The sequence below is a fragment of the Sporosalibacterium faouarense genome, from assembly GCF_016765695.1.
Lineage (GTDB): Bacteria > Bacillota > Clostridia > Tissierellales > VENL01 > Sporosalibacterium > Sporosalibacterium faouarense.
In genome coordinates this window covers 45414-70613 of the sequence record NZ_JAETGO010000093.1, presented here as the reverse complement: position 1 = coordinate 70613, position 25200 = coordinate 45414, and the positions used below count along the sequence as shown (strand labels likewise).

The window sequence follows — 25200 nt, the reverse complement described above, 5'->3', positions numbered from 1 at the left end:
AATATATATAATGAAATAGTGTTAAGGAGGTGATATGGGTGTCAGATTGCTTGTTTTGTAAAATAGTAAATGATGAAATTAAGGCTTCAAAGATATATGAAGATGAAAAAGTTATTGCCTTTAATGACATCAACCCACAATCTCCTGTTCACATACTTGTAATACCAAAACAGCATATACCTTCAATCAATCAAATAGATGAAAGTAACCAAAGTATAATTGGACACATTCATTTAGTAATAAATAAACTTGCTAAAGAGAAGGGACTAGCTGACAAAGGATATAGAATAGTTAATAATTGTGGAAAAGACGGCGGACAAACAGTTAACCATTTGCATTTTCACCTTCTTGGTGGTCGCGATATGCAATGGCCCCCAGGTTAAAAAGGTATTGCATTAAATTTATATTTAATGTATAATAATCAAGTGCCGAATTCCACTTGCTGCATATTTAATTTAGGGGTTTGCAGTGATAGAGGGGAGGGAGAGAGGATGGCAGAGATTAAGGTAAAGGATAATGAGTCCTTAGAAAATGCACTTAGGAGATTTAAGAAAAAATGTGCAAGAGCTGGCGTTTTAAAAGAGGCTAGGAAAAGGGAACATTATGAAAAGCCAAGCGTTAAGCGTAAGAAAAAAGCAGAAGCAGCTAGGAGAAATAATAAAAGAAGATAATAAGAGTAGAGGTGAAGTTCATGTCCATTAAGCAAAGATTGATGGATGATTTGAAGGCAGCAATGAAGAGTAAGGATAAGGTACGAAAAAATGTTGTTACAATGATTAGAGCTGCCATTAAACAAAGTGAAGTAGACCAAAGGATTGAATTAACTGACGAAGATATAATAGACATTATATCCAAGCAGGGAAAACAAAAAAGAGATGCCCTTGAGGACTTTAAGAAAGCTGAAAGGCAAGATTTAATAGATCTTACTGAAACAGAACTTGATATTTTATCAGAGTACTTACCTCAACAATTGACTGAAGAAGAAATTGATGAAATTGTTAAGATGGCTATAGATGAAGTAGGCGCCAATTCTTCTAAAGATATGGGTAAGGTTATGGGTAAAGTAATGCCTAAAGTTAAAGGCAGAGCCGATGGTGGCATTGTAAATAGAATAGTTAGACAATATTTGGAATAGATATAAGTCCAAGCATTTTATGCTTGGACTTTTTTAGGCTCTAATTTTTAAAAATTTGTATGATAATAATTGACAGGCATAATACGGTATGTTATTATAAACTTAACTGGTACGGACAACATTATAATGAAATAGGATGTGAAATTAGTATGCCAAAGTTCAATAAAGATAGTAGATTACCGCTATATCACCAATTGTATGATATTATACTTAATGAAATTGAAACAGGTGAACTAAAAGAGAGTGATAAACTACCTTCAGAAAGAGAGCTATGTGAAAAATATGATATAAGTAGGTCAACTGTTAGACAAGCTATGGGCGAGCTTCAAAAGAACGGTTACATCTATAAGCAACAAGGTAAAGGGATATTTGTTTCGCCTAAAGCCTTGAAGCAAGATTTATTAAAGTTTTATAGTTTTACTGATGAAATGAAAAAAAATGGAAAGACGCCAAGTTCAAAGGTAATAGATTTTCAAGTAGTAACATGTGATAGTAAATTAATGAATAAGCTAAGGTGTTTACCTAATTCAAAATTATATAAGTTTACTAGGTTAAGACTTGCTGATGAAAAACCTATGATGTTAGAAACTACATATATACCTATGGGTCGATTCAATAATATATCTAAAGCTGACCTCGAAAAATGTCCTTTATATGACATTTTAAGAAATAGGTTTAATGTTATTTTTACAAAGGCAGAAGAAAGTTTTAGGCCTGTAAATACTCGACATGACGAAGCGGTTATGTTAGAAATAAATGAAGATGTACCTAGTATGATGATTGAACGTACAACTTATGAGAATGAAGAGATTATTGAGTATACAGTAGGAATTGCTAGAGGAGATATGTTTGAATATAGAGTTGTTTTAGAAAAATAGCTCTTTTTTATAAACAAACATGTAATGATAACATGACAACATTAGATTAGAATAGGGGGATTAAAAATGAGTAATGAAATTTTGGGATATTTAGAAAAAAATCTTAGAAAATCAAAAGGTATAATGACTGCAAATGAAATATCCAATCAGCCTGTTATTTGGCTAGAAACATTCAATATTATTAATAAACGTAAAACTGAAATGGAAGAGTTTCTAAATAGAGTACTTAGTAAAAAAGATTTAAAAATCATTTTTACAGGAGCAGGAACCTCTGGATTTGTTGGAGAAACGGTAACACCAATGCTAAATAAAAAATTAACTCAAGAAGTAGTTGCTATACCGACAACAGATATTGTTTCTTGTCCAAATTACTATCTAGAGCAATCTACGCCTACACTTTTGATATCTTGTGCAAGATCAGGGAATAGTCCAGAAAGTGTAGCTACGGTGAATTTAGCTAAAGAAATAGTCGATGATCTTTATCAGATAGTTCTAACATGCGACCCAGAAGGGGAACTTGCACAATTGACTAATGAAGGGGAAAAAAACAAGTTGATTCTAATGCCAGAGATGGCTAATGATCAAGGATTTGCCATGACTGGCAGTTATACTTCTATGGTTCTTTCATCTCTGTTACTATTTGATTTAGATAATTTAGAAGAAAATGGGCATATTGTAAATACTCTATCAAATAATGCAAATAAGATTATTAGGGACAATATATCTCTTCTTAAAGATATTACTACTCATGATTTCGATAGAATTGTATATATTGGTTCAGGATGCTTGCATGGAGTTGCTAAGGAATCGGCTCTAAAAATGCTTGAATTAACTGCTGGTTTTATTGTTGCATGTGAAAATACTCCACTAGGGTTTAGACATGGGCCTAAATCAATAGTAAATGATAAAACCCTTTTGATATTCTATTTATCTAATGACGAATATTCAAGAAAATATGAATACGATTTAATAAAGGAAGTATGGATGCAAGATGGAGAACATAAGATATTTGCCATAAGTGACTATGAGGATAATAATATAAAAGAAATGAGTCATTTTTATACATATATAAATAAAACAAGACAAAGCTATAAAGATGAATTTTTAACATTTAATTATGTGATAAATGCTCAGATTTTAGGGTTACTTAAGTCCTTAAGCCTTAAGATTACTCCTGATAATCCAAGTCCTGATGGATATGTAAATAGAGTAGTTAAGGGTGTAGAGATACATCCATATAATAAATAAGCTATAGACAAATAATATTTTTAAAAGGGGAGTGTGATTATATGCCTAATATTTTATTAACTAGAATTGATAATCGACTTATACATGGGCAAGTTGGGGTTACTTGGTCAAACCATCTAGGAGCTAATCTTATTTTAGTTGCCAATGATGGAGTTGCACAGGACGAAGTAAGCCAAAATTTAATGGATATGGCAGTTCCTGATACAATGCAGTCAAGATATTTTACATTGGAAAAGACCATAAATGTCATACATAAAGCATCTCCACAGCAAAAGATTTTTATTGTTTGTAAGACACCACAGGATGTACTTACTTTGGTAAAAGGTGGAGTACCCATTAAAAAGGTTAACATTGGAAATATGCATTATTCTGAAGGAAAGGAACAAATTTCATCAACTGTTTCTGTAGATGAATCTGATAGACAAGCCTTTAGAGATTTACATGAGTTAGGAGTAGAACTGGATTTGAGGAGAGTACCAGATGAAAAAGGCACTGATATACTAACTTTGATATAGGATTCAGTACATGGATTTCTATATAAATAAATAATGAAGGGGGATAAACAATGTTCATTAAAGCGCTACTTATTGCTATTTGGGCAGGTATAACAGGGATAGACTTATATGATGGGTTAACCCACATACACCGTCCAGTAGTAACAGGTCTAGTAGTGGGAGTTATTTTAGGAGATGTTCAAACAGGTCTTATAGCAGGGGGTATGCTAGAGTTAGTTTGGATGGGTATGGTTCCTTTGGCAGGCGCACAACCTCCAAATGTTGTTATAGGAGGAATTATTGGTACTGCATTTGCTATTTTAACAAAACAAGAACCAAATGTAGCTGTGGGTATAGCTGTACCTTTTGCTATAGCTGCCCAAGCAGGAATTACGTTACTATTTACTGTCTTTTCACCAGTAATGCATAAAGCAGATCGCTATGCAGAAGAAGCTAATCTAAAGGGAATTGATAAGATCAATTATCTTGGAATGGGAATTTTATTCGTATCATACTTTATAGTTGCGTTCTTACCAATATACTTTGGTGCAGACACTGCCCAGTCAGTAGTTGGAAAATTACCAGAAACTTTCATTGCTGGATTATCAGTTGCAGGAGGAATAATGCCAGCCGTAGGTTTTGCAATGTTATTAAAGATAATGTTGAAAAAAGAATACGTTGCATTTTTACTGCTAGGATTTGTATTAGTTACTTATCTAAATCTTCCAATATTAGCAGTAGCAATTCTAGGTACGGCAATTGCATTATATGACTTCTACACCAATAAGGGTAAAGGAGACGATTCCGGTAAGGAGGTAATAAGTGATGGCATATAATATGACAGAGGTTGACAATAATAACTTCCAAGATAAATCTACTGATGAAACTCTAACTAAAAAAGATCTAAACAAAATGGCATTTAGATCATTGTTCTTACAAGCTTCATTTAACTATGAAAGAATGCAGTCAGCAGGTTGGCTGTTTAGTATGTCACCAGGTCTTGCTAAGATACATAAAAACAAAAAAGACCTTAGTAAATCAATGAAGATGCATATGGAATTTTTTAATACTCATCCTTTCTTAGTTACTTTTATTATGGGTATTGTTGCAGCAATGGAAGAGAAGAAAAAAGACTTACAAACCATAAGGGGTATTAAGGTTGCAACTATGGGACCTCTTGGTGGTATAGGTGATGCCCTATTTTGGTTAACACTACTTCCTATCTGTGCTGGGATAGGAGCTTCATTAGCTATTGAGGGAAGTGTAGCTGGTCCAATATTATTCTTAGTAATATTTAATATAGTACACTTTGGATTAAGATTTGGATTGATGCATTATGGCTATAAAACTGGTGTTAGTGCTATTGCTACCCTCAAAGAAAACACCAAATATTTATCTCACGGTGCAAGTATATTAGGGCTTTCTGTTGTTGGAGCATTGATAGCTTCTTATATAAAATTATCAACACCTTTAGTGATAAATGCTGGGGAAGCCAGTGTAGCACTACAAGAAGGCGTATTAGATAAGATAATGCCTAATTTACTACCTTTAGGTTATACACTATTGATGTATTGGTTATTAAAAAGAGGATGGTCACCTGTAAAACTTATAGGTATAACAGTAGTTCTAGGAGTTGTAGGGAAATATATTGGAATTCTTTAAGAAAATATGGAAAGCCTCTGGCTTTCCATATTTTAAGTAATAGGAGGTAAAAAAATGGTAGGAATAATTATAACAGGACATGGTAATTTCGCAACTGGTCTTAAATCAGTTATAGATTTAGTAGTAGGGGAACAAGAAGGAATAGTAGCAGTGGATTTCACTAAAGAAGATTCAATAGAAACGTTAAGAAACAAGCTTCAATTAGCAGTTAAGGAGTTAGGTTGTGGAGAATATGTTTTCTTTACAGATATACCAGGAGGTTCGCCCTTTAAAACCTCAGTAGAAATTTCAATTGATAGAGGAAATAGCGAGGTTCTTTCAGGATGTAATATACCAATGATAATTGAAATTCTATTCGATAGATTTGATATAAGTGCTAAAGAGTTAAAGGACAAATCTTTGGAAATTGGGAAAAAACAAATGTTGGCATTTGAATACCAGAAAAGAAAAGTAGAAGAAATCAATGAAGGAATATAAGGTGATCTTATGAAATACTATTTAAAATGTAATGAGATATTCCACGAGACAGGTATAGTTAATAACCAATACCTGCTTATTGAAAATGAATATATAAAGGCAATTCATAATAAGCCTAAAGAGAATATAAAAGTTATTGATCTTGGATTATATAAAGCTATACCTGGATTAATTGATTTGCATATCCACGGTGCAAATGGGTTTGATGTTATGGATTGTAGTTATGAAGCTCTTAATGAGATATCAAAGTATTTAGCGAGATATGGTGTAACATCTTTTTTAGCTACCACTCTAACAGCACCGTTGAGAAAAATAAAAGATGCTTTGATTAATGTGAAAGAATCATTAGATAAAGAATTAGATGGAGCAGTTTTGCTTGGAACATATTTAGAAGGACCATATTTAACTGAGAAGCATAAGGGAGCTCACCCAGCTGAATATATGAGATCCCTTAATCAAGAAGAAATTGCTAATTTAATTAACTTATCAAATAATACAATTAAGATTATGACAGTTGCTCCGGATAAAGAAAACAGCAATCAAGTGATCAAGTATTTAAGAGAAAACAATATTAATGTATCTATTGGTCATACAAATGCAACATATGATGAAACGATGGAAGCATTTGACAGTGGAGCAAACATAGGAGTGCATACGTTTAACGGAATGAGAGGATTACACCATAGAGAGCCAGGGGTAGTTGGAGCAATTATGAATCATGAAAAGGCTTATGCTGAGCTAATAGCAGACAATATACATGTACATCCTTCAGTGATGAATATATTATATAAAATAAAAGGTACTGAAAGAATTTGTTTGATTAGTGATTGCATGCGAGCAGGAGGATTACCAGATGGTGAATATATGCTAGGAGAGTTAGAGGTAATTGTAAAAGATTCAATCGCCAAAATAGAAACAGGTTCCTTAGCTGGAAGTACATTAAAACTTATAGATGCCATTAGAAATATTGTGAACGCAACTGGAATAGATATCTTTGAGGGAATTAAAATGGCAACACTTACGCCAGCTTCTGTTATAAATTTTAATCATGAAATTGGAAGCATAAAAGAAAACAAAAAAGCAGATATTGCCATAGTTGATAATGATTTGAATGTAGTGATGACTATAGTTGGTGGAAAAATAGTTTACTCAATTGAAGAATTAAAGGATAAATATTAATATAAATCTAGAAGTAAAAGAGGGGGAAAGATATGTTACTTGTTTCTACTAAGAAAATGCTTATTGATGCTCAAGAAGGTGGATATGCCATACCTGCTTTTAATATACATAATCTTGAAACTATTCAAACTATTATTGATGTTGCAAACGAGATGAAATCTCCTGTAATTTTAGCAGCAACACCAGGAACAATGAAATTTGCGGGAATGGAATATTTGTTAAATATTGCAATGCTGACGGCTAAAAAATCCGATGTACCTATTGCTTTCCACTTAGATCATCATGAAGATCTTGAGTCAATTAAAGATGCAATAATGGCAGGTTGTAAATCAGTAATGTTGGATGCCTCTATGCTTCCCTTTGAAGAGAATGTTAAAAGGGTAAGAGAGATAGTAGAGTTTGCCCATAGATATGATGCTACTGTTGAGGCAGAATTGGGAAGACTGGTAGGACAAGAGGATGATTTAATAGTCAAAGAACAAGATTCTCATCTTACAGATCCTAGTCTTGCTAAAGAATTTGTTGAAAGAACAGGCATAGACTCTTTAGCTATTTCCATAGGAACAGCCCATGGTCTGTACAAATCAGAACCTAGAATTGATTATGATAGATTAAAAGAAATTAGAAAAGTAGTAAAAATACCTTTAGTTTTGCATGGTGCGTCTGGATTAACGGATAATGTAGTACAAAAGTGTATTGAATTAGGAATATCAAAGGTCAATATTGCAACTGAACTGAAGATAGCTTTTTCTGATGGAGTAAAGGAATACTTTGAAGAAAATCCTAATACTACGGATCCTAGAAAATATTTAACACCTGGTAAAGAAGCCATGAAGAAAATTGCTATTAATAAAATACAAATGTGTCAAAGTGAAAATAAAGGATTGCTACACTTATGATTGGAACTATAACTTTAAATCCATCTGTAGACAGAAGATATAATTTAAAAACATTTGAAAAGAATAATATCTACAGGTGTAATCAATACTCAGCTACGGCTGGAGGCAAAGGAATTAATGTTACTAAAGTAATAGATCAATTGAATGAAAAGGTTTGTGCCTATGGTTTTCTTGGTGGATTCTCAGGAGACTTTATAAATCAACACTTGAAAAAAAAGCAAATACAGTCGGATTTTACATTTATTAATGGCTCCACTAGAAGCTGTATAAACATATTATCAGATGATGGTGACCAAGTTGAAATATTAGAGAGTGGGCCAGTTATAGGCACTGATGAAATAGTAAACTTAATGAATAAGCTTTCAAATAAGATGGATAGTTTTAGTGTAATCACCATATCTGGAAGTATTCCACAGGGGGTAAATCTAGATATATATTGTAAGATTATTAATATGGCAAATAATAGAGGTGTAAAGACTGTACTTGATACAAGTAAAGAAACCTTGCTAAATGGAATTAGCGGAAGACCCTATTTAGTAAAACCAAATAAGGAAGAATTAGAATGGTTAATAGGTAATACAATTAATAATGAAGAACAACTATTAAAAGCTTGTCGTCAAGTATTAAAAATGGGAGCGAGAAATATTGCCCTTTCTCTTGGAAGTAAGGGAATGTATTTCATTGGAGAAAAAGGAAGCTATAGGGTTACAATCCCAAGAGTTGAAGCTAAAAACCCAGTTGGTTCAGGAGATAGTACAGTAGCTGGGTTTGGAGTAAGTTTAGCTAGAGAATTAGATGTGATAGACACACTTAAATTAGCTAATGCATGTGGTGTAGCTAATGCCATGGAAATGGAAACTGGACAAATTTCTCTGAATAATGTTAAAGAATTAATGAAACGTATTGAAGTTAGTAGTATTTATTATGGAGGTAGGGAAATTGAAAGCAATAATTTTTGATATGGATGGTGTGATAATTGACTCAGAGCCTATATATAAAGAGATAGACAAAGAAATTTTCCGAGAAATCGGTATAAGTATGGGCGATGAAGAATTAGAAGGTTATGTAGGGACTAATGGTAGGGATATGTGGAGTGATATCATAGATAAGCATAGTCTTCATGAAAGGTTTACGGTAAAAGAGATTTGGGGTTATCATATAGAAAAATTTTATAATGGATTATCAACATTAGAAATATTTCATCCCATAGAAGGTATTATTCAGCTTATGGAAATTTTAAAAGAAAAAGATTATAAAATGGCTATTGCATCATCATCTCATAAAAAGATTATAGAGTATGTATATAATAAATTTGACCTTGGAAGATATATTTCAGAGTATGTGGATGGTTCTTCGGTAGAAAATGGAAAACCTAACCCAGAAATTTTTATTAAAGCAGCTGCTAGTCTTAGAGTGGAATCTTGTGATTGCTTAGTCATTGAGGACTCTGAAAATGGAGTTAAAGCTGCCAAGGCAGCGGGAATGAAGTGTGTTGGATTTAATATGAGAAATTCAAAGCACCAAAATCTTAGTATGGCAGATGTAGTTATTTCAAGTTTTAACAGAGAAAATATTAATAAAATAATGGATGTAATAAATTCATAATAAAATGATGAGATAAAATAACAGTTAATTCAAAGAAAGTCAATTAGAGGTAGATATAAAAAAATATCTACCTCTAATTTTGTTATTATCATCACTTTTATTAAGGTTTAGTTTCAATAGCTAAAGCTAAATGTAAATTGGAACAAATATACTGACAACTAAGATGTTAAAGCGTACATTTAACCTAATTTACTATACATTTAAAAGGAAAGATGTTAAAATTATATTATCAGAAATTTTGAAAAAATTTATAAGGGGGAAGGTTTGTGGTAAAGAAAACCATGTTTTCTTTTTTGTTAATATCATTATTTATAGCTGGATTTAGTCACTTTTCTGGCGCCTTTTCTCGAGTAGACGTAAGATTAAGGGTTATAAAAAGTGATAATAATATGTTTATTAGGATATTAACTCCATTAGATAATAAAAAAATTTTAGGTGAAATAGTTTCAAAAAATGAAGAGCTTAAGGCAAAGATATATCAAGATAGCTACGGTATAGTAAAGGAAAATGGTAATAGCTACAATGAATTTATAATATCAAGTACAGATGTAAGATTTACTGATGATGATAAAATTAAACTTTTTATTAATGATAGACTAGTTGAAGAATATATTAGTGCCATTCCTTTTAGAACTATTGAGTTTACAGATAAACATAAAGTGGATAGCTTGAAGGTCATGACCTATAATATAAGCCACGGTAATAATAAATTTGGGCTTGATACATTAGATAGTATTAAGAAGCTAATTGAAGAGGAAAATATAGATATAGTAGGATTTCAAGAGCTAGATAAACGTATGCTAAGAAGTGGATTTGAGGATCAGATTAAGGAGCTCGCCAATAGTTTGAGTATGTATTATGCTTACGGTCCTAATACGGGAAGTCTCGGAGGAAAGTATGGAAATGGTATATTGAGTAAATATCCAATAACTGATTATAATAATATTATCATGGAAGGAAAAGAGAATAGAGGGATATTAAAAGCTACCATATGGCTAAATGGTGATTCTACAAATTTGATAGTGACTCATTTAGGATTAAGTAAAGAAGAGAGGGAAAAACAATTTAATATATTGAAATCATATTCGGAGATTTATAAGGAAGATATAATATTGATGGGGGACTTAAATACTACTTTAAATGACCCAAATATATCAAAAATGGAGAACATTATAGATGATTCTGCTGTTAAAACAGCTAGTACTACGATAAACACTTTGAATTCTGAGAAAAACAATTCAAGAATAGATTATATTTTTATAAGTGAGAGATACAATGTAGATGATTATGATGTTAAAAGGGTTGATTATTCAGACCATTATCCTGTAATAGTAAACATAAAATTACCATAGTTTAATCTACAGGATTAGTTTATATATCCTACGGGAGGTGATATTATTTTTAAGAAGAGAACTTTTAGGATTATTAATTTAATTACTATTTGTATCATAATACTTACTGGATTTGCTGTAAGGGCTGATGAACAAGATGGAAATGTATATATAGTACCTATAAAAGGCAACATAACTAAAGCTACATATCAATATGTAGAATCAGAAGTAAATGAAATTATGACTAGAAATCCAAAAGCTATTATATTCGAAATAGATACTTATGGAGGATACATAAATGAGGCTGAAAAAATATGGAAGCTAATATCTGGTTTAGATATACCTACCATATCATATGTGAACACAAAAGCTGAGTCGGCAGGCGTGCTAATAACTATTTCTAGTGATAAAATTGCCATGTCAGACGGTTCAACAATAGGGTCAGCAGAAACTATACCTAATACCGAGAAGGTTTTATCTATGTGGGTCAGTTGGTTAAGGGATGCTGCTGAAAGCAATGGGAGAAATCCTCAACTAGTAGCAGCTATGGCAGATAAAAGCATTGAAATACCAGGAGTTGTGAAGGAAGGGAAGCTTTTAAATCTAAATTCAACAAAAGCAAAGGAATTAGGTTTAGCAGATGTGGTTGCAAATGATTACGAAGAAATACTAAATTACTTAGATATTGACTATAACAATATTGTTAGCTCTTCACCAACATTGAGAACTCATATAGCTAGTCTTTTATCCGATCCTTATATAAGTGGAATCTTAATAATTCTAGGCTTTGTTGGTTTTGTAATTGAAGTCATGGCACCAGGGTTTGGAGCAGGTGGGACTTTAAGTTTTATTGCCTTTACTCTATATTTTAGTGGCAATATCCTGGCAGGGAACTCAGGTTTAGGAGTAGTCTTAATTTTCCTAGCAGGGGTTGTTTTAATAATAATTGAAGCGTTGATACCTGGTTTCGGTATTACAGGTATTGGAGGTATAGTCGCTATTTCTATAAGTATAGTTTTAGCAACGAATTCAATCCAAGCTGCATTACTTTCACTAACTTTAGCCATTGTAATATCTGCTGTTGTCCTTATAATTCTAATTAAATATGGATATAAGAGCCCATACCTTAGTAAAGTCATATTAAAAGAGAATCAAGATAAAGACAAAGGGTACATAGGAATATCATATATGAACAAATATTTAGGAAAAGAAGGGGAAGCAATTAGTTTTCTTCGTCCAGCGGGAATTATATTAATTGGCGATGACAGAGTAGACGCTGTTTCTCAAGGAGATTTTATTGAAAAGGGTAGTAAAGTAAAGGTTGTAAAGGTAGAAGGTGGAAAAGTTATTGTAAGAAAGGTTAATTAATTTAGGAATTTAGATAAAATTCTAATATACAAATTCCTAAATTTCTAAAAATAAAAAAATAAGGAGGATATTTTATGCCAACATCATTAATACCAATAATTATTATTGCAATAGTTGTTATCATTGTATTATCAATTTTCTTTAGCTTTATTCCAGTTGGATTATGGATTACTGCATATTTCTCTGGAGTAAAAATAGGTATCTTTACTTTAATAGGTATGAGACTTAGAAGGGTTGCACCATCAAGAATTGTTAATCCAATGATCAAAGCTACAAAAGCAGGGCTAAAATTAGGTGTAGATAAGCTAGAAGCCCATTATCTTGCAGGTGGAAATGTAAACACTGTAGTAGATGCCTTAATCGCGGCACAGAGGGCAGATATAAATATTGAGTTCGAGCAGGCGGCTGCAATAGACTTAGCAGGACGTAATGTTCTAGAAGCAGTTCAAGTAAGCGTTAACCCTAAGGTGATAGAGACTCCAAAGGTTGCAGCCGTAGCTAAGGATGGTATAGAAGTTATGGTTAAGGCTAGAGTTACAGTAAGAGCTAATATAGAAAGACTTGTTGGTGGAGCCGGTGAAGAAACTATCATAGCAAGGGTTGGAGAGGGTATAGTTACAACTGTAGGTAGTGCCCAGGCTCATAAGAATGTACTTGAGAATCCAGATCTTATTTCTAAAACAGTTCTTGACAAAGGATTAGATGCAGGTACTGCATTTGAAATCTTATCAATAGATATAGCAGATGTAGATGTAGGAAGAAATATCGGTGCTCAGTTGCAAACTGATCAAGCAGAAGCTGATAAGCGAGTTTCTCAAGCTAAGGCCGAAGAAAGAAGGGCAATGGCTGTAGCTAAGGAACAAGAAATGAAGGCTGAGGTTCAATCAATGAGAGCTAAGGTGGTTGAAGCAGAGGCAGAAGTACCTCTAGCATTGGCTAAAGCACTTAATGATGGAAATCTTGGAGCAATGGATTATTACAATATGAAGAATATAATGGCAGATACAGATATGAGGGATTCAATTTCGAATATCAATAAACCAAATGACAATAAGAAACAAGATGAGTAATAATTTAAGGAAGTGTTAAAATGGATTTTGGAGATATATTAAGGCTTGTTATAATTATAGGAATCCCATTAATTATTAAGACATTTAAGGATAAGAAAGAAGTTACTAATAAAAATCCTTATTCAGGCGGCAAAACTGTAATAAAAGACAGAGAAAATCTGGAGAACTATGACCAGAAGACCTCTTCTGACTATAATGACGATTATCCAAGAGACCATGGAATGTCTTATGACAAGGAATATCAAAGCAGAGAAGATTACGGTTCAAAAACTTCATATGAAAAAGATTTAGATCTTTTCAAATCAAAGGAAAGGTCGAAACAGAACAAAGCTTCTAGAGAAGGCTACACTATGGAGTGGACAGAAGAGTTTCAAGAGAGAAAAGAAAAACTAAATAGAATGAAAAAGAAAAAAGCAATAAAGAAAGTAAAAGATGAAATAGGTGATGTCATAGGGCAAAATGAAATAGGAAATGTAAGTATGGACTATAATTTCGATAGAGAAGATATAGTAAAGGGAATTATTATGTCAGAGATTCTTTCCAAACCCAAGGCATTACGCAAAGCAAAGTAACAGATAATAGGGACCATTAGGTGGATAACCACTTAATGGTTCTTCCTTTTACAGCAATTAAGATAATCTTATCAGCTTTTACTTAACAGTAACATACTGAAGGACGTGTAGTTGCACCAGTAAGTGGAATAGTTAAGACATTATTTAAAACAAAATACGCAATTGGAATCATTTCAGAAGAAGGAGTAGAAATCCTTATTCATGTAGGAATTAATACAGTCCAATTAGAAGGAGAGCACTTCACGGCATATGTTAGGAGATACAGTAAATGTAGGAGATTTACTTATAGAATTTGATATTGAGAAGATCAAAAAAGCAGGGTATGAAGTCGTAACACCAGTAATTATTACGAATCATAATAGCTTTGAAAGCTTAGAAGTAACAGAACAAAAAACTGTTGAGCTTGATGAGAATTTAATGAAAATTAAAGCTTAATAATGTAGTAGGTATGGTTGTTACTAAAAGCAGCCATATCTATCATTATACATTTTAAGGAGGATTTTCATATAGAGCTATTTACAAATAAGGGTGGATTTACAACTGATTATGAGAAATATTTACAAGTTATTTTAGATATCTTTCAAACAGCACAAGTTCAATTAAATAAAGAAGAAATCCTTGATTTTGGGAAAAAGCGATTTAAAGACGAAGATATTCAGATAGTGAAAGATTATTTGGAAATAATCAATGATGAAGACTCAGAAGTGTATAAAATACTTGCATTTTCACACAAGCATGAAAAACTAGAGCATATTAAATCTAGCCTTAATAGAATTGAATCATTGGTAATCACAAGTTTTGGTCATGGAAATCTCGAATTTAATGATGAAAATGCCCAAAAAGGAATAGCAATAAAGACTCTTGCAAATTACCTAGGGCTAGAAATGAAGGATGTAATGGCTATTGGAGATAATTTAAATGATGTATCAATGTTAAAGATGGCAGGACTTAGTGTTGCCATGGGAAACTCTGATGAGAAAATACAAGAAATGTGTGATTTTACAACCAAAACAAATAATGAACACGGAGTTGCTTTTGTGATAAAATACATGTTGAGTAAAGATTGTCAATAGTTTTCTTAAGGATTAAAGAAAAATGATTGAATTACATTTGAAATGATGTAGATAGACAGATGGAAGTTGTAAAATATTCATTTCATAGCTCAAAAATGTCAAAGATATATTTAAATTATAGGTATATTACATTATGAATAATAATTGGTATGGAAGAAGCGGCGAATTTTTTTCGCCGCCTTTTTATATTTGTTTCAGTAATACACATAGAAGTATAAGCATAAATTTTATATATAAAGGAGGTCTTTATGTGAGAAAAAGAATGGATGAAATAAAGTCTAGTTTATCTGAAATCTTAGAGCTTCCTAAGGATATTGTTTTAGATTTACCTAAAATAACTATGATTGGTAACCTTCAGGTTTATATAGAAAACCACAAAGGAATTATAGAATATAGTAAACAAAGAATAAGAATCAATACCAATATTGGTATCCTTAGGATTACTGGTAAGGACATGTATATAAGAAATATAGTAACTGAAGAAGTAATAGTAGTAGGAGAAATTGCAGAACTAGAATTTCAAGAATAGGAGGGCTAATATTGCTGGTTATTAGATTATGGAATTATTTTCGAGGATATGTTATTATTAGAGTGGAAGGACTCACCCTTGAGAAATTTATCAATCTTGCAATAGCTAGAAATATTTATTTATGGGATATTGTAAGGTCAGATTATACAACTTTAGAAGCTAAAGTGAGTATAAAGGGATTTAAGGCATTGAAGCCTGTAGTAAAAAGAGTTGGATGTAGGATTAATATTATAACTAAAAATGGTTATCCTTTTTTTATACACAAATTCAAGTATAGAAAGATGTTTGCTTTTGGGTTTGTGGTTGCAGTCTCTATCTTATTTTTTTTGACGTCGTTTATATGGTCGATAGATATACAGGGAAATGAAAGAATATCAAAAGAAGAGATATTGAACAAGCTAGAAGTTATGGGTATAGATTTTGGCACATTTAAGAGAAAAATTGATGTTGATGTAATTAAGAAAGGATTGTTAACTAATATTGAATCCCTGTCATTTGCAAGAGTTGAAATAAAAGGGACGAAACTATTAGTAGAAATAAAGGAAAGTGACTTAAAACCCGATCAAGAAAATAGAGATTATCCATGTCATATTATAGCAAAGAAAAAGGCTGTAATTGAAAAGATTATTGCTAAGAATGGAAAGAGTATTGTAGAAAAAGGCGATATAGTTAAGGAAGGACAGATACTAATATCAGGGATAATTGATGATGAAAGGTTGGAGAACCCTCTTTTAGTTCATTCTGAAGGAGAAGTTTTAGCTAAAACATGGTATAATAAAGTACTAAAAGAACCTATAGTAAAAGAAATAAAAGAAGAAACTGGTAAAGTTTTTACAACTAAGGAAATTAAATTTGGAAGCAAAGGAATTCAATTAATAAATGGTGAAATTCCTTTTTCAGATTACGTTGAAGAAATAAATCATAAAAAGGTATTAAATTGGAAGGAGTTTAGTTTACCTCTTGAGATAGTTGAGCATAAATATAAAGAAGTAGAAGTAAATAAAGTAACTCGCAATATTGATTCTTTAAAAAAGATGACATCTGTAAAAGGAGTTCAGGAGTTGATGGAAGAGTTACCAGAAGGGGTAAAGGTTATATCTAAAGATGTAAAATACTTAGTTGAAGATAATATTCTCACAACTACTGTTTCAGTAGAAGTCATTGAAGATATAGGGGATAAATATAAAATCACAACAAATGATTTTGAGGAGGATTAACTTTGGAAAAAGAAACAAAAGAACGAAGAATTGAAATCGAAGGTACAGATTTCACTAGTGAATTATTTGGAAATTATGATGAAAATATAAAAATTATAGAAAATACCTTCGGTGTAGATATTGTGTCAAGAGAAGGTGCAATTAGAATACTTGGAGAGGAATCTAGTGTAATTATAGTAGAAAAACTTCTACGAGAATTAATTCAAATGTTAGAAAGAGAAGGTAGTCTCAATAAGCAACAAGTAAGATATGCTATTAATTTAGTAGCAGAAGGACAGGAAGCCGAGATAAAGGGACTACTTGATAAAACAATATGTGTAACTGCTTCTGGAAAAACTATAAAACCTAAGACATTAGGACAAAAAACCTATGTCGATGCTATAAGAGAGAATGATGTTGTATTTGGCATAGGTCCAGCAGGTACAGGTAAAACTTATCTAGCTATGGCTATGGCAGTCAAGGCATTCAAAAATAATGAAGTTAGTAGGATTATACTTACAAGACCAGCAGTGGAAGCAGGTGAAAGTCTCGGATTTTTGCCAGGTGATTTGCAAGAGAAGGTTGATCCATATCTTAGACCTTTATATGATGCACTTTTTGATATTTTAGGCGCTGAAACCTATACAAAATATATGGAAAGGGGTCTAATTGAAATTGCTCCTTTAGCATATATGAGGGGTAGAACCTTAGATTCATCTTTTATCATATTGGATGAGGCACAAAACACTACAGCTGAACAAATGAAAATGTTTTTGACTAGACTAGGTTTTGGTTCTAAAGCAGTTATTACTGGAGATATAACACAAATTGACTTGCCTAGTGGTAAAAACTCTGGGTTGAAAAAAGTTACTAATATACTTGATAAAGTAAAAGGAATATCTTTCGTATATCTTGGAAAAAAAGATGTGGTTAGGCATCATCTTGTTCAAAGAATTATAGAAGCATACGAAAATTTTGAGAAAAAGAAAAGTAAGAATTCTGGTAATAACAAAAAAAAGAAATAATTTTAATATGGAGGGTTTTCCATGTTATCTTTTAATAACAAGAAAATGGACAAACTTAAGGACAATTTCATATTCCGATTTTTAAGCAAATCTCTAGTTAAGCAATTAATACTAGCAGTTATTTTTATGGGACTATTATTTGGTATAGTAGTAACAAATGTAGCTCCAGAAAAAATAAGTATAGGGATAGGAGATTTAGCTCCTAAGGATATTAGGGCGACGAAAGATATAGTGGATGAGCAGGCAACTCAGGAGTTAAAAAATGCTGCCATGGATGCAGTTGAGCCTAGACATAGAGTTGATCCATCTATACAGGTAAAGATGAAAAATAGAATAAAAGTCTTTTTTCAGCTAGTTAGGGATGTAAAGGCAAATGAGGATGAGCTTATTAATAGAAAGATATTTATTCTTGAAAAGGATTCAGATATAAGCTTATCGGAAGATTTATTAAGAGTAGCAATTAATATGAATGAAGAGACTCTTACTATGCTGGAAAGTAATATATATGATATTATTAATCAAATAATGCCTAATGGTATTAAAGCAGAAGAAATAGATTATGAAAAGAAATATGTAAATGAAACATTTAGTAGACTCAACAACTTATCTGATTTGGAGAAGGACTTAGGCTCAAGCATAATAAATAATACAATTCAGCCTAATAGATTTTTAGATTATGAAGTAACTCAGCAAATGAAAGATGAAGCTGCAGCAGAGATCAAGCCTATTATAATAGAGGAAAATCAGATAATTGTTAGAGAAGGAGATAAGATTGATAGTAAGGCACTTTCTTTAATAAGAAAAGCTGGTTTATTAATGGAAGAAGACACGATAGACTATAAATTAATAATTGGGACTTTCCTATTCGTTTTAATCTTGGTAGCAATAATTGTAGCATATCTTTATATATTTAATAGAGACATACTAAGTAGCTCAAAGGTATTAATATTAACAATAATAGTATTAGCAACGATTCTGATATCTAAGACTTTTAATGGTATTGATGGCTACTTGATGCCGATTTCAGCTGCTACCATGCTTATTTCAATAATAATTGATGCTAAACTTGCCATATTAATAAACTTTATATTGGCAATAATTATAGGTGTAATCACTGGTAATGATATAAATACCGTTCTAGTTATGCTAATAGGAGGGTCGGTAGGAGCTATTGGTGTAATAAATACCCATCAAAGATATAATATCTTTTTAACTGGATTGATAGTGAGTTGTAGTAATGTACTTGCTATATTTTCATTTGGATTAATTGGTAATTTAGAAATACAGTTAATTTTACAGGAAAGTGTGTATGGAATCCTAAATGGTCTTTTTTGTGCTATTTTAACAGTAGGTTCATTACCGTTATGGGAAAGTTTGTTTGGGATTATAACTCCATTAAAACTTCTTGAGCTTTCTAATCCTAATCAACCATTATTAAAGAAGCTATTATTAGAAGCACCTGGTACCTATCATCATAGTATAATAGTTGGGAATCTTAGTGAAGCAGCAGCAGAAGCGATAAAAGCAAATCCACTTGTTGCTAGAGTAGGGGCCTATTATCATGATGTTGGAAAACTAAAGAGACCTTATTTCTTTAAAGAAAATCAATTAAGTGGGGATAACCCCCATGATAAAATAAATCCAAATCTAAGCACATTAATTATAACTAATCATGTTAAAGATGGAGTGGGATTTGCTAAGAAATATAAGCTTCCTTTAACTATAAAGGATATAATAGAACAGCATCATGGAGAGACCCTTGTAGCATATTTTTATCATAAGGCTATAAATGAAGAAGATAATGACCATATAAAAGAATCTAATTTTAGATATGAAGGTCCTAAGCCACAATCTAAGGAAGCAGCAATAATTATGATTGCTGACTCGGTTGAAGCAGCTGTAAGGTCAATGAAGGACCCTACAAAGGGCAAAATAGATGGATTAGTTAGAAAAATAATTAAAGATAAATTGAATGATGGACAATTGGATGAATGTGATTTAACTTTAAGAGATTTAAATACTATTGCAAATTCATTCTTAAATATATTGATGGGTATTTTCCATGAAAGAATTGAATACCCTAAATTAGATTTAAATGAATTGAAGGGAGCAGAGTAATTGGAATTAATAGTAGACAATAGACAAGATAGTATTGAATTAAAAGAGGATATTTTGTGTGATTTAGAGAAAGTGATTGCTGAATGTCTAAGTTTTGAGGGTAAGTCCCTTAACTATGAAATAAGTGTTTCCTTTGTAGATGACAATGAAATTAGAGATCTTAATAAAGCTTATAGAGGAAAGGATAAATCTACAGATGTTTTATCCTTTCCTTTAATAGACGGAGAAGCAGATGAGGAACCAAGTGAATTTTTTCCAGTTTTATTAGGAGATATTGTTATTTCTTTAGAAACAGCCAAAAGACAAGCTGAGGAATATGAACACTCACTAAAAAGAGAGGTTTTCTACCTAGCTGTTCATAGTATGTTCCATTTATTAGGTTATGACCATATGGTTGAAGAAGAAAAGAAAATAATGAGAGAAAAAGAAAAACAAGTTATGAAGTCACTTGAAGTTTTTAAAAAATGATTTAAAAAATAGATTTATTTAATGGGAATTAGATGCAAGGAGACTTGAAATGAAGGTAAGGAATATTATTGATAGTTTTAACTATGCAATTAGAGGAATAGTTTATACCCTTAAAACTCAAAGAAATATGAGAATTCACTTTACTGCTGGATTCTTAATATTAATTGTAAGCTTATTTTTTAATTTTACCAGGAATGAATTATTACTACTAATTTTTACTATTTCCCTGGTAATAATAACTGAAATGATTAATACTTCAATTGAGAAAACTATAGATATGTTTACAACTGAATATCATCCATTGGCAGAAATTGCCAAAAATGTAGCAGCTGGGGCAGTGTTAATTTCTGCTTTAAATGCTATTTTAGTAGCTTATTTGTTATTTTTTGATAGATTAAATCCATATACTAAAATAGTACTAGTTAGTATTAAAAATTCACCTATACATTTAACTTTTATTAGCTTGATTTTAGTAATAATGATTACTATTGTAGTTAAAACAAAGACTAAAACTGGTACACCATTTCAAGGTGGAATACTTAGTGGACATACAGCCATTGCATTTAGTTTAGCAACATCAATTACTTTTGTTGCTGAAAATATCCTTTTGGCTACCTTGAGCTTTTTAATAGCTCTGTTGGTTGGAGAAAGTAGAATAGAAGGTAAAATACATACTGTATCACAGGTATTAGCAGGTGCAACTGTTGGAATACTTTTAACAGTACTAATTTTTCAGTTTATTGATTAATACGGAGGGATTATAATGTCGGATATTGACATATTGGTTAGAGGTGGAGTTATGATAGTATTACTTTCTTTGTCTGGGATATTTTCTGGCTCAGAAACAGCCCTTACCTCTATAACTGCAGCTAAGATAAGACAACTTAAAGACCATGATGAAAAAAGTGCAAAAGTATTAAAGAAGATAAAAAAGCAGCTTAATAAGATTTTAACAACGATATTAATAGGCAATAACATAGTTAATATAGCTGCAACTGCCATATTAACGCAGTTAACATCAGAGATATTTACTGGCAGTGGAGGAAGTGCAACTCTTATTGCCACTGGAATAATGACAATATTAATTCTTATATTTGGGGAGATTACTCCTAAAACCTTTGCGGCTCAAAATCCTGAAAAAATTGCTGTAAAGGTATCAAATCCTTTATTATTTCTTTCGAAAATCTTAAGACCAATTATTTTTATACTAACTAAAATAACTGGGTTTGTAATAAAAATATTGGGTGGAGATGTTGGAGAAAATAGCCCTTTTGTCACTGAGGAAGAAATCAGATCTATGGTGGATGTTGGCGAGGAAGAGGGTGTATTAAGACACCAAGAAAAAGAAATGATAGAAGGAATATTTGACATAGATGATACAGATGTAGCTGATGTTATGGTTCCAAGGATAGATATTGTTGCTTCATCGGAGGATGAACCAATAAAAAAGGTTTTAGATATGATTATAACCTATGGACATTCTAGAATTCCTGTGTTTAAGGATACAATTGATAATATAACTGGAATTGTTTATGCTAAGGATATTTTACCCTTTGTGTCATCTTCAGGAACTGAAATAGAAGAAAAAACTATTTCTGGTCTGATGAGAAAAGCATATTATGTTCCAGAAACCAAGAAAGTTAGTCATCTTTTAAGAGAGCTGCAACAAAAGAAAATACATATGGCAATAGTATTAGATGAATATGGTGGAACTGAAGGACTAGTAACCATTGAGGATATATTGGAGGAAATTGTAGGTGATATATTAGACGAATATGACAATGAGATAGATATGATAGAAAAAATAGAAGAAAATAAATATCTGATAAAAGCAGAAGTATCATTAGAAGAAATAAATGAGATATTTGATATTGACTTGCCAGAAGATGATTTTGATTCTCTTGGAGGATATATTTTTAGTTTTTTAGGAAGAGTTCCTGTACAAGGAGATATGATAGAGATAGAAGATTTATCGATGACAGTAGTAAAGCTACATAATAGAAGAATTAAGCAAATTGAAGTGAAAATAAATCAGCAGAAAGATTAATTTTAAGGTTAAGGACTTATTAGGATAAATAACCTATTTAATAAAATACTAAATATAGCAAATGAAAACTTAAGGGGGATAAGTAAATGAAAAAGAAGATTCTGATAGGTATAGCAGTAATTATAGTATTAGCATACACAGTTATAGGATATGATTTTCTAGATAAATTATTTGATGGAGATGATAGTGATAAGACAGCTATAAACCAAGAAAATAGTGATGTATCAGATAAAAGTAGTGAAGATAATAAAGATGATCTTTCAATAGTTGATAGTAATTCCCCTAATGAAGAAAATGATAATTTAAATCAAAAAGATGATGATGATGAGACAAAATCCGATGACAAAGAAGTTAAAGAAGGCATACCTTCACCATTAAGTGGTATATATGCTTCAGAGGAAAAGGTAAATAGAAGACCAGTTGCTATTATGTTTGATAATCATCCAAATGCAAGATGGCAAGCAGGACTAAGACAGGCCGAGATCGTATATGAGTTTAGAGTAGAGTATCCTTATACGAGATATATGGGTATTTTTCTAATAAATGATCCAGAGCAAGTCGGACCGATTAGAAGCTCTAGACCATATTTTGTAACTGCTTTATTAGAATATGATCCAGTTTATGTTAGAGTTGGAGGGAGCACGGCAGCTTACAATTATATTGAAAGACTTAATTTAGCTGATATTGATGGTATAACAAGCGGTGGTTTTTGGAGATATTATAAAACAGGTAAGGAAATACCAAACAATATGTATTCTAGCATGGAAGTAATAAGAAATATGCAGAAATCAAGAGGATTTAGATTGGAAGGAAATTATGAGGGTTTTAAATTTTATGAAAAAGATACTGATATAGACGGTTCTAAAGTTGAAGAAGTATCTATTAATTATAATAAAGACAATTCGACCAGATATGAATATGACAAAGAAAAAAAGGTATATAAAAGATATAAAGATGGCGAACTGCATATAGATGAATTAGATGGTTTGCCTATAGAGGCTAAGAATATCATTATTCAAAGAGCAAGCACAGCTGCAATAGATGACGTTGGTAGACTAGAGATTGATATTGTTGGCGAAGGTAAGGGTTACTATATTACCAATGGAAAGGTTATAGATATAACTTGGAAAAAAGATTCTGAAAGAAGTAAGACTAGATATTATAACAATAGTGGACAGGAAATTAAGTTTAATTCAGGTCAAACGTGGATTCAAGTGACTCTATTAAACACAAAAATTTCTTTTAATTAAGGAGGTCTACATGACTAGCAATGATCAATATAAAGATTTAATAAAAAAAGCAATGGAGGCGAAGGAAAAGGCTTATGTTCCATATTCTAAGTTTCATGTTGGAGCTGCATTAAAGACTAAAGAAGGGAAGATTTATACTGGCTGCAATATAGAGTCTGCTTCATATACACCTACAATATGTGCTGAAAGAACAGCTATTGCAAAGGCTATTTCCGAAGGGGATAAAGATTTTGAAGTTATAGCAGTAACTGGTGATTCTGATTATACATTTCCTTGTGGAGTTTGTAGACAAGTCATTAGAGAATTTGGAAGAGATATTAAAGTAATTGTAGCGAATACAGAGGATGATTTTAGAGTATATACGTTAGATGAATTATTGCCGAATAGCTTTGGACCAGAAGACTTAGAAGAAAATGGAGGTAGAGATAAATAGATGGGATATAAATCAGGATTTGCAACTATAATTGGACGACCTAATGTTGGAAAATCAACTTTAATGAATAGAATAATTGGTGAAAAAATTGCGATTATTTCCGATAAACCACAGACTACTAGAAATAAAATTCAGTGTGTATATACTGAGGAAGATTTTCAAGTGGTTTTCCTAGATACACCAGGAATTCATAAGCCTAAAAATAAGCTTGGAGATTATATGGTTAAGGTTGCAAAAAACACTTTAGATGAAGTAGATGTAATTCTTTGGTTAATAGATGAGAGTCTAAAGATGGGACCAGGGGATGAATATATATTAGAACAAATTAAAAATGTATCTACACCTAAGTTATTAATTGTAAATAAGATTGATAAGATTAATAAGGATGAAATTGAAACAATTGTTTCAAATTATAAAGATTTAGATATATTTGAAGATATTATTCCAATTTCAGCTATCAACGGCAGTGGAGTTGGAAGGCTTGTAAATAAGCTTAAGGAATTAATGCCAGAAGGACCACAATATTTTCCTAACGATATGATTACTGATCAACCAGAAAGGCTAATAATAGGGGAAATAATTAGAGAAAAAGCATTACATTATTTAGAACAGGAAGTTCCCCATGGCATAGCAGTAGATATTGATTTAATAAAGCCAAGGGAAGATTCAGATATAGTTGATATAAATGCTACTATTTATTGTGAAAGAGAGTCTCATAAAGGTATTATAATAGGCAAAAGAGGAAGAAAGCTTAAAGGTATTGGAAAGAGTGCAAGACAGGACATTGAAAGACTTCTTGGTAGTAAGGTCTTCTTAGAAGTTTGGGTTAAAGTTAATAAGAACTGGCGTGAAAATGAAAGAATGTTAAGAAATTTGGGGTACAAATAACCTTTAATAACATAAATTGTATTGTATGTTTCCTTCAATACAGTAGAAAACTAAGTACATACATCTCTATAGGAGGGATTTTATGTTAAGTCATGAAATGTGGAAAATGTTTAAATCTACTGGTAACATAAATGTATATATGTATTTATCAGAAGCAAAAAATATTGAAGGAAAATATAACAATGAGTTTAACAATGACAATATAGATAAAAAGGAAAAAATACTCCAAGGATTCTAATAAATCTAGGGGTGTAA

The 25200-nt window shown here is 31.6% G+C and carries 29 protein-coding genes and 1 pseudogene; all 30 read left to right on the top strand.

Features of this window, described 5'->3' with window-relative positions; all coding sequences use genetic code 11:
- The first annotated feature begins 38 nt into the window (after window positions 1–38).
- The 30 genes and pseudogenes from JMO20_RS18295 to JMO20_RS18150 all read left to right on the top strand — a co-directional run bounded on the left by JMO20_RS18295 (window position 39) and on the right by JMO20_RS18150 (window position 25183).
- On the top strand, window positions 39–383 hold the full coding sequence (locus JMO20_RS18295; protein ID WP_202711160.1) for an HIT domain-containing protein: 345 nt from the start codon (window positions 39–41) through the stop codon (window positions 381–383).
- 108 nt (window positions 384–491) lie between these two features.
- Window positions 492–671, top strand: a complete 180-nt coding sequence (gene rpsU / locus JMO20_RS18290; RefSeq protein ID WP_202711159.1) for a 30S ribosomal protein S21 — start codon at window positions 492–494, stop codon at window positions 669–671.
- A 20-nt stretch (window positions 672–691) separates the two neighbouring features.
- The gene (locus JMO20_RS18285) at window positions 692–1135 is read left to right on the top strand and encodes a GatB/YqeY domain-containing protein (protein ID WP_202711158.1); all 444 of its coding nucleotides are present in this window, start codon (window positions 692–694) and stop codon (window positions 1133–1135) included.
- A gap of 59 nt (window positions 1136–1194) precedes the next feature.
- Window positions 1195–2013, top strand: coding sequence for a GntR family transcriptional regulator (locus JMO20_RS18280; protein WP_279380182.1), 819 nt, complete (start codon window positions 1195–1197; stop codon window positions 2011–2013).
- A gap of 66 nt (window positions 2014–2079) precedes the next feature.
- Entirely contained in the window at window positions 2080–3261 is a 1182-nt protein-coding gene (locus JMO20_RS18275; protein WP_202711156.1) for an SIS domain-containing protein, read from the top strand.
- A gap of 41 nt (window positions 3262–3302) precedes the next feature.
- The gene (gene agaV, locus JMO20_RS18270) at window positions 3303–3776 is read left to right on the top strand and encodes a PTS N-acetylgalactosamine transporter subunit IIB (protein WP_202711155.1); all 474 of its coding nucleotides are present in this window, start codon (window positions 3303–3305) and stop codon (window positions 3774–3776) included.
- Between the two features lie 50 nt (window positions 3777–3826).
- Window positions 3827–4591: a PTS N-acetylgalactosamine transporter subunit IIC gene (gene agaW, locus JMO20_RS18265; protein ID WP_202711154.1), complete on the top strand. Its 765-nt coding sequence runs from the start codon at window positions 3827–3829 to the stop codon at window positions 4589–4591.
- Complete coding sequence (locus JMO20_RS18260; protein ID WP_202711153.1) at window positions 4581–5417, top strand: PTS system mannose/fructose/sorbose family transporter subunit IID; 837 nt, start codon at window positions 4581–4583, stop codon at window positions 5415–5417. Before agaW ends, JMO20_RS18260 begins: the two co-directional genes overlap by 11 nt.
- Before the next feature lie 54 nt (window positions 5418–5471).
- The gene (gene agaF, locus JMO20_RS18255; RefSeq protein WP_202711152.1) at window positions 5472–5894 is read left to right on the top strand and encodes a PTS galactosamine/N-acetylgalactosamine transporter subunit IIA; all 423 of its coding nucleotides are present in this window, start codon (window positions 5472–5474) and stop codon (window positions 5892–5894) included.
- Between the two features lie 9 nt (window positions 5895–5903).
- Entirely contained in the window at window positions 5904–7073 is a 1170-nt protein-coding gene (gene nagA / locus JMO20_RS18250) for an N-acetylglucosamine-6-phosphate deacetylase (RefSeq protein WP_202711151.1), read from the top strand.
- Between the two features lie 32 nt (window positions 7074–7105).
- Window positions 7106–7972 (top strand): tagatose bisphosphate family class II aldolase, encoded by an 867-nt coding sequence (locus tag JMO20_RS18245; protein WP_202711150.1) that lies wholly within the window; start codon window positions 7106–7108, stop codon window positions 7970–7972.
- Window positions 7969–8931 (top strand): 1-phosphofructokinase, encoded by a 963-nt coding sequence (pfkB, locus tag JMO20_RS18240; protein ID WP_202711149.1) that lies wholly within the window; start codon window positions 7969–7971, stop codon window positions 8929–8931. Before JMO20_RS18245 ends, pfkB begins: the two co-directional genes overlap by 4 nt.
- On the top strand, window positions 8912–9577 hold the full coding sequence (locus tag JMO20_RS18235) for an HAD family hydrolase (protein ID WP_202711148.1): 666 nt from the start codon (window positions 8912–8914) through the stop codon (window positions 9575–9577). The genes pfkB and JMO20_RS18235 overlap by 20 nt, the downstream gene beginning before the upstream one ends.
- Window positions 9578–9843: 266 nt before the next feature.
- On the top strand, window positions 9844–10929 hold the full coding sequence (locus JMO20_RS20705; protein ID WP_202711147.1) for an endonuclease/exonuclease/phosphatase family protein: 1086 nt from the start codon (window positions 9844–9846) through the stop codon (window positions 10927–10929).
- A gap of 21 nt (window positions 10930–10950) precedes the next feature.
- Window positions 10951–12276, top strand: coding sequence for an NfeD family protein (locus tag JMO20_RS18225; protein WP_481133364.1), 1326 nt, complete (start codon window positions 10951–10953; stop codon window positions 12274–12276).
- A gap of 74 nt (window positions 12277–12350) precedes the next feature.
- Entirely contained in the window at window positions 12351–13346 is a 996-nt protein-coding gene (gene floA, locus JMO20_RS18220; RefSeq protein ID WP_202711146.1) for a flotillin-like protein FloA, read from the top strand.
- Between the two features lie 20 nt (window positions 13347–13366).
- Window positions 13367–13918 (top strand): hypothetical protein, encoded by a 552-nt coding sequence (locus tag JMO20_RS18215; protein WP_202711145.1) that lies wholly within the window; start codon window positions 13367–13369, stop codon window positions 13916–13918.
- A 128-nt stretch (window positions 13919–14046) separates the two neighbouring features.
- Window positions 14047–14353, top strand: a pseudogene (locus tag JMO20_RS20795) (PTS sugar transporter subunit IIA).
- A 17-nt stretch (window positions 14354–14370) separates the two neighbouring features.
- A complete protein-coding gene (locus JMO20_RS18205; RefSeq protein WP_202711144.1) occupies window positions 14371–14991 on the top strand; it encodes an HAD-IIB family hydrolase in 621 nt (206 codons plus the stop codon).
- A gap of 250 nt (window positions 14992–15241) precedes the next feature.
- The gene (yqfC, locus tag JMO20_RS18200) at window positions 15242–15520 is read left to right on the top strand and encodes a sporulation protein YqfC (protein WP_341534061.1); all 279 of its coding nucleotides are present in this window, start codon (window positions 15242–15244) and stop codon (window positions 15518–15520) included.
- 11 nt (window positions 15521–15531) lie between these two features.
- Window positions 15532–16737: a sporulation protein YqfD gene (yqfD, locus tag JMO20_RS18195; protein ID WP_202711143.1), complete on the top strand. Its 1206-nt coding sequence runs from the start codon at window positions 15532–15534 to the stop codon at window positions 16735–16737.
- 2 nt (window positions 16738–16739) lie between these two features.
- Window positions 16740–17741: a PhoH family protein gene (locus tag JMO20_RS18190; protein WP_202711142.1), complete on the top strand. Its 1002-nt coding sequence runs from the start codon at window positions 16740–16742 to the stop codon at window positions 17739–17741.
- 21 nt (window positions 17742–17762) lie between these two features.
- Window positions 17763–19859, top strand: coding sequence for an HD family phosphohydrolase (locus JMO20_RS18185; protein WP_202711141.1), 2097 nt, complete (start codon window positions 17763–17765; stop codon window positions 19857–19859).
- Window positions 19860–20327 carry an rRNA maturation RNase YbeY gene (gene ybeY / locus JMO20_RS18180; RefSeq protein ID WP_202711140.1) on the top strand — a complete coding sequence of 156 codons (468 nt, stop codon included), beginning with the start codon at window positions 19860–19862 and terminating at the stop codon, window positions 20325–20327.
- Window positions 20328–20376: 49 nt separating this feature from the next.
- Entirely contained in the window at window positions 20377–21075 is a 699-nt protein-coding gene (locus JMO20_RS18175; RefSeq protein WP_202711139.1) for a diacylglycerol kinase, read from the top strand.
- A 15-nt stretch (window positions 21076–21090) separates the two neighbouring features.
- Window positions 21091–22374 (top strand): hemolysin family protein, encoded by a 1284-nt coding sequence (locus JMO20_RS18170; protein WP_202711138.1) that lies wholly within the window; start codon window positions 21091–21093, stop codon window positions 22372–22374.
- A gap of 86 nt (window positions 22375–22460) precedes the next feature.
- Window positions 22461–23624 (top strand): DUF3048 domain-containing protein, encoded by a 1164-nt coding sequence (locus tag JMO20_RS18165; protein ID WP_202711137.1) that lies wholly within the window; start codon window positions 22461–22463, stop codon window positions 23622–23624.
- Window positions 23625–23634: 10 nt separating this feature from the next.
- The gene (cdd, locus tag JMO20_RS18160; protein ID WP_202711136.1) at window positions 23635–24057 is read left to right on the top strand and encodes a cytidine deaminase; all 423 of its coding nucleotides are present in this window, start codon (window positions 23635–23637) and stop codon (window positions 24055–24057) included.
- A complete protein-coding gene (era, locus tag JMO20_RS18155; protein WP_202711135.1) occupies window positions 24058–24945 on the top strand; it encodes a GTPase Era in 888 nt (295 codons plus the stop codon). It abuts the gene before it with no gap.
- A gap of 82 nt (window positions 24946–25027) precedes the next feature.
- Entirely contained in the window at window positions 25028–25183 is a 156-nt protein-coding gene (locus JMO20_RS18150; protein WP_202711134.1) for a hypothetical protein, read from the top strand.
- Window positions 25184–25200: the final 17 nt, after the last annotated feature.

What these genes read in the sequence shown, in the direction of transcription:
- rpsU (WP_202711159.1), top strand. Translation starts at nt 492, where the DNA reads ATGGCAGAGATTAAGGTAAAGGATAATGAGTCCTTAGAAAATGCACTT.
- JMO20_RS18285 (WP_202711158.1), top strand. Translation starts at nt 692, where the DNA reads ATGTCCATTAAGCAAAGATTGATGGATGATTTGAAGGCAGCAATGAAG.
- JMO20_RS18280 (WP_279380182.1), top strand. Translation starts at nt 1,195, where the DNA reads ATGATAATAATTGACAGGCATAATACGGTATGTTATTATAAACTTAAC.
- JMO20_RS18275 (WP_202711156.1), top strand. Translation starts at nt 2,080, where the DNA reads ATGAGTAATGAAATTTTGGGATATTTAGAAAAAAATCTTAGAAAATCA.
- agaV (WP_202711155.1), top strand. Translation starts at nt 3,303, where the DNA reads ATGCCTAATATTTTATTAACTAGAATTGATAATCGACTTATACATGGG.
- agaW (WP_202711154.1), top strand. Translation starts at nt 3,827, where the DNA reads ATGTTCATTAAAGCGCTACTTATTGCTATTTGGGCAGGTATAACAGGG.
- JMO20_RS18260 (WP_202711153.1), top strand. Translation starts at nt 4,581, where the DNA reads ATGGCATATAATATGACAGAGGTTGACAATAATAACTTCCAAGATAAA.
- agaF (WP_202711152.1), top strand. Translation starts at nt 5,472, where the DNA reads ATGGTAGGAATAATTATAACAGGACATGGTAATTTCGCAACTGGTCTT.
- nagA (WP_202711151.1), top strand. Translation starts at nt 5,904, where the DNA reads ATGAAATACTATTTAAAATGTAATGAGATATTCCACGAGACAGGTATA.
- JMO20_RS18245 (WP_202711150.1), top strand. Translation starts at nt 7,106, where the DNA reads ATGTTACTTGTTTCTACTAAGAAAATGCTTATTGATGCTCAAGAAGGT.
- pfkB (WP_202711149.1), top strand. Translation starts at nt 7,969, where the DNA reads ATGATTGGAACTATAACTTTAAATCCATCTGTAGACAGAAGATATAAT.
- floA (WP_202711146.1), top strand. Translation starts at nt 12,351, where the DNA reads ATGCCAACATCATTAATACCAATAATTATTATTGCAATAGTTGTTATC.
- JMO20_RS18215 (WP_202711145.1), top strand. Translation starts at nt 13,367, where the DNA reads ATGGATTTTGGAGATATATTAAGGCTTGTTATAATTATAGGAATCCCA.
- JMO20_RS18185 (WP_202711141.1), top strand. Translation starts at nt 17,763, where the DNA reads ATGTTATCTTTTAATAACAAGAAAATGGACAAACTTAAGGACAATTTC.
- JMO20_RS18175 (WP_202711139.1), top strand. Translation starts at nt 20,377, where the DNA reads ATGAAGGTAAGGAATATTATTGATAGTTTTAACTATGCAATTAGAGGA.
- JMO20_RS18170 (WP_202711138.1), top strand. Translation starts at nt 21,091, where the DNA reads ATGTCGGATATTGACATATTGGTTAGAGGTGGAGTTATGATAGTATTA.
- JMO20_RS18165 (WP_202711137.1), top strand. Translation starts at nt 22,461, where the DNA reads ATGAAAAAGAAGATTCTGATAGGTATAGCAGTAATTATAGTATTAGCA.
- cdd (WP_202711136.1), top strand. Translation starts at nt 23,635, where the DNA reads ATGACTAGCAATGATCAATATAAAGATTTAATAAAAAAAGCAATGGAG.
- era (WP_202711135.1), top strand. Translation starts at nt 24,058, where the DNA reads ATGGGATATAAATCAGGATTTGCAACTATAATTGGACGACCTAATGTT.
- JMO20_RS18150 (WP_202711134.1), top strand. Translation starts at nt 25,028, where the DNA reads ATGTTAAGTCATGAAATGTGGAAAATGTTTAAATCTACTGGTAACATA.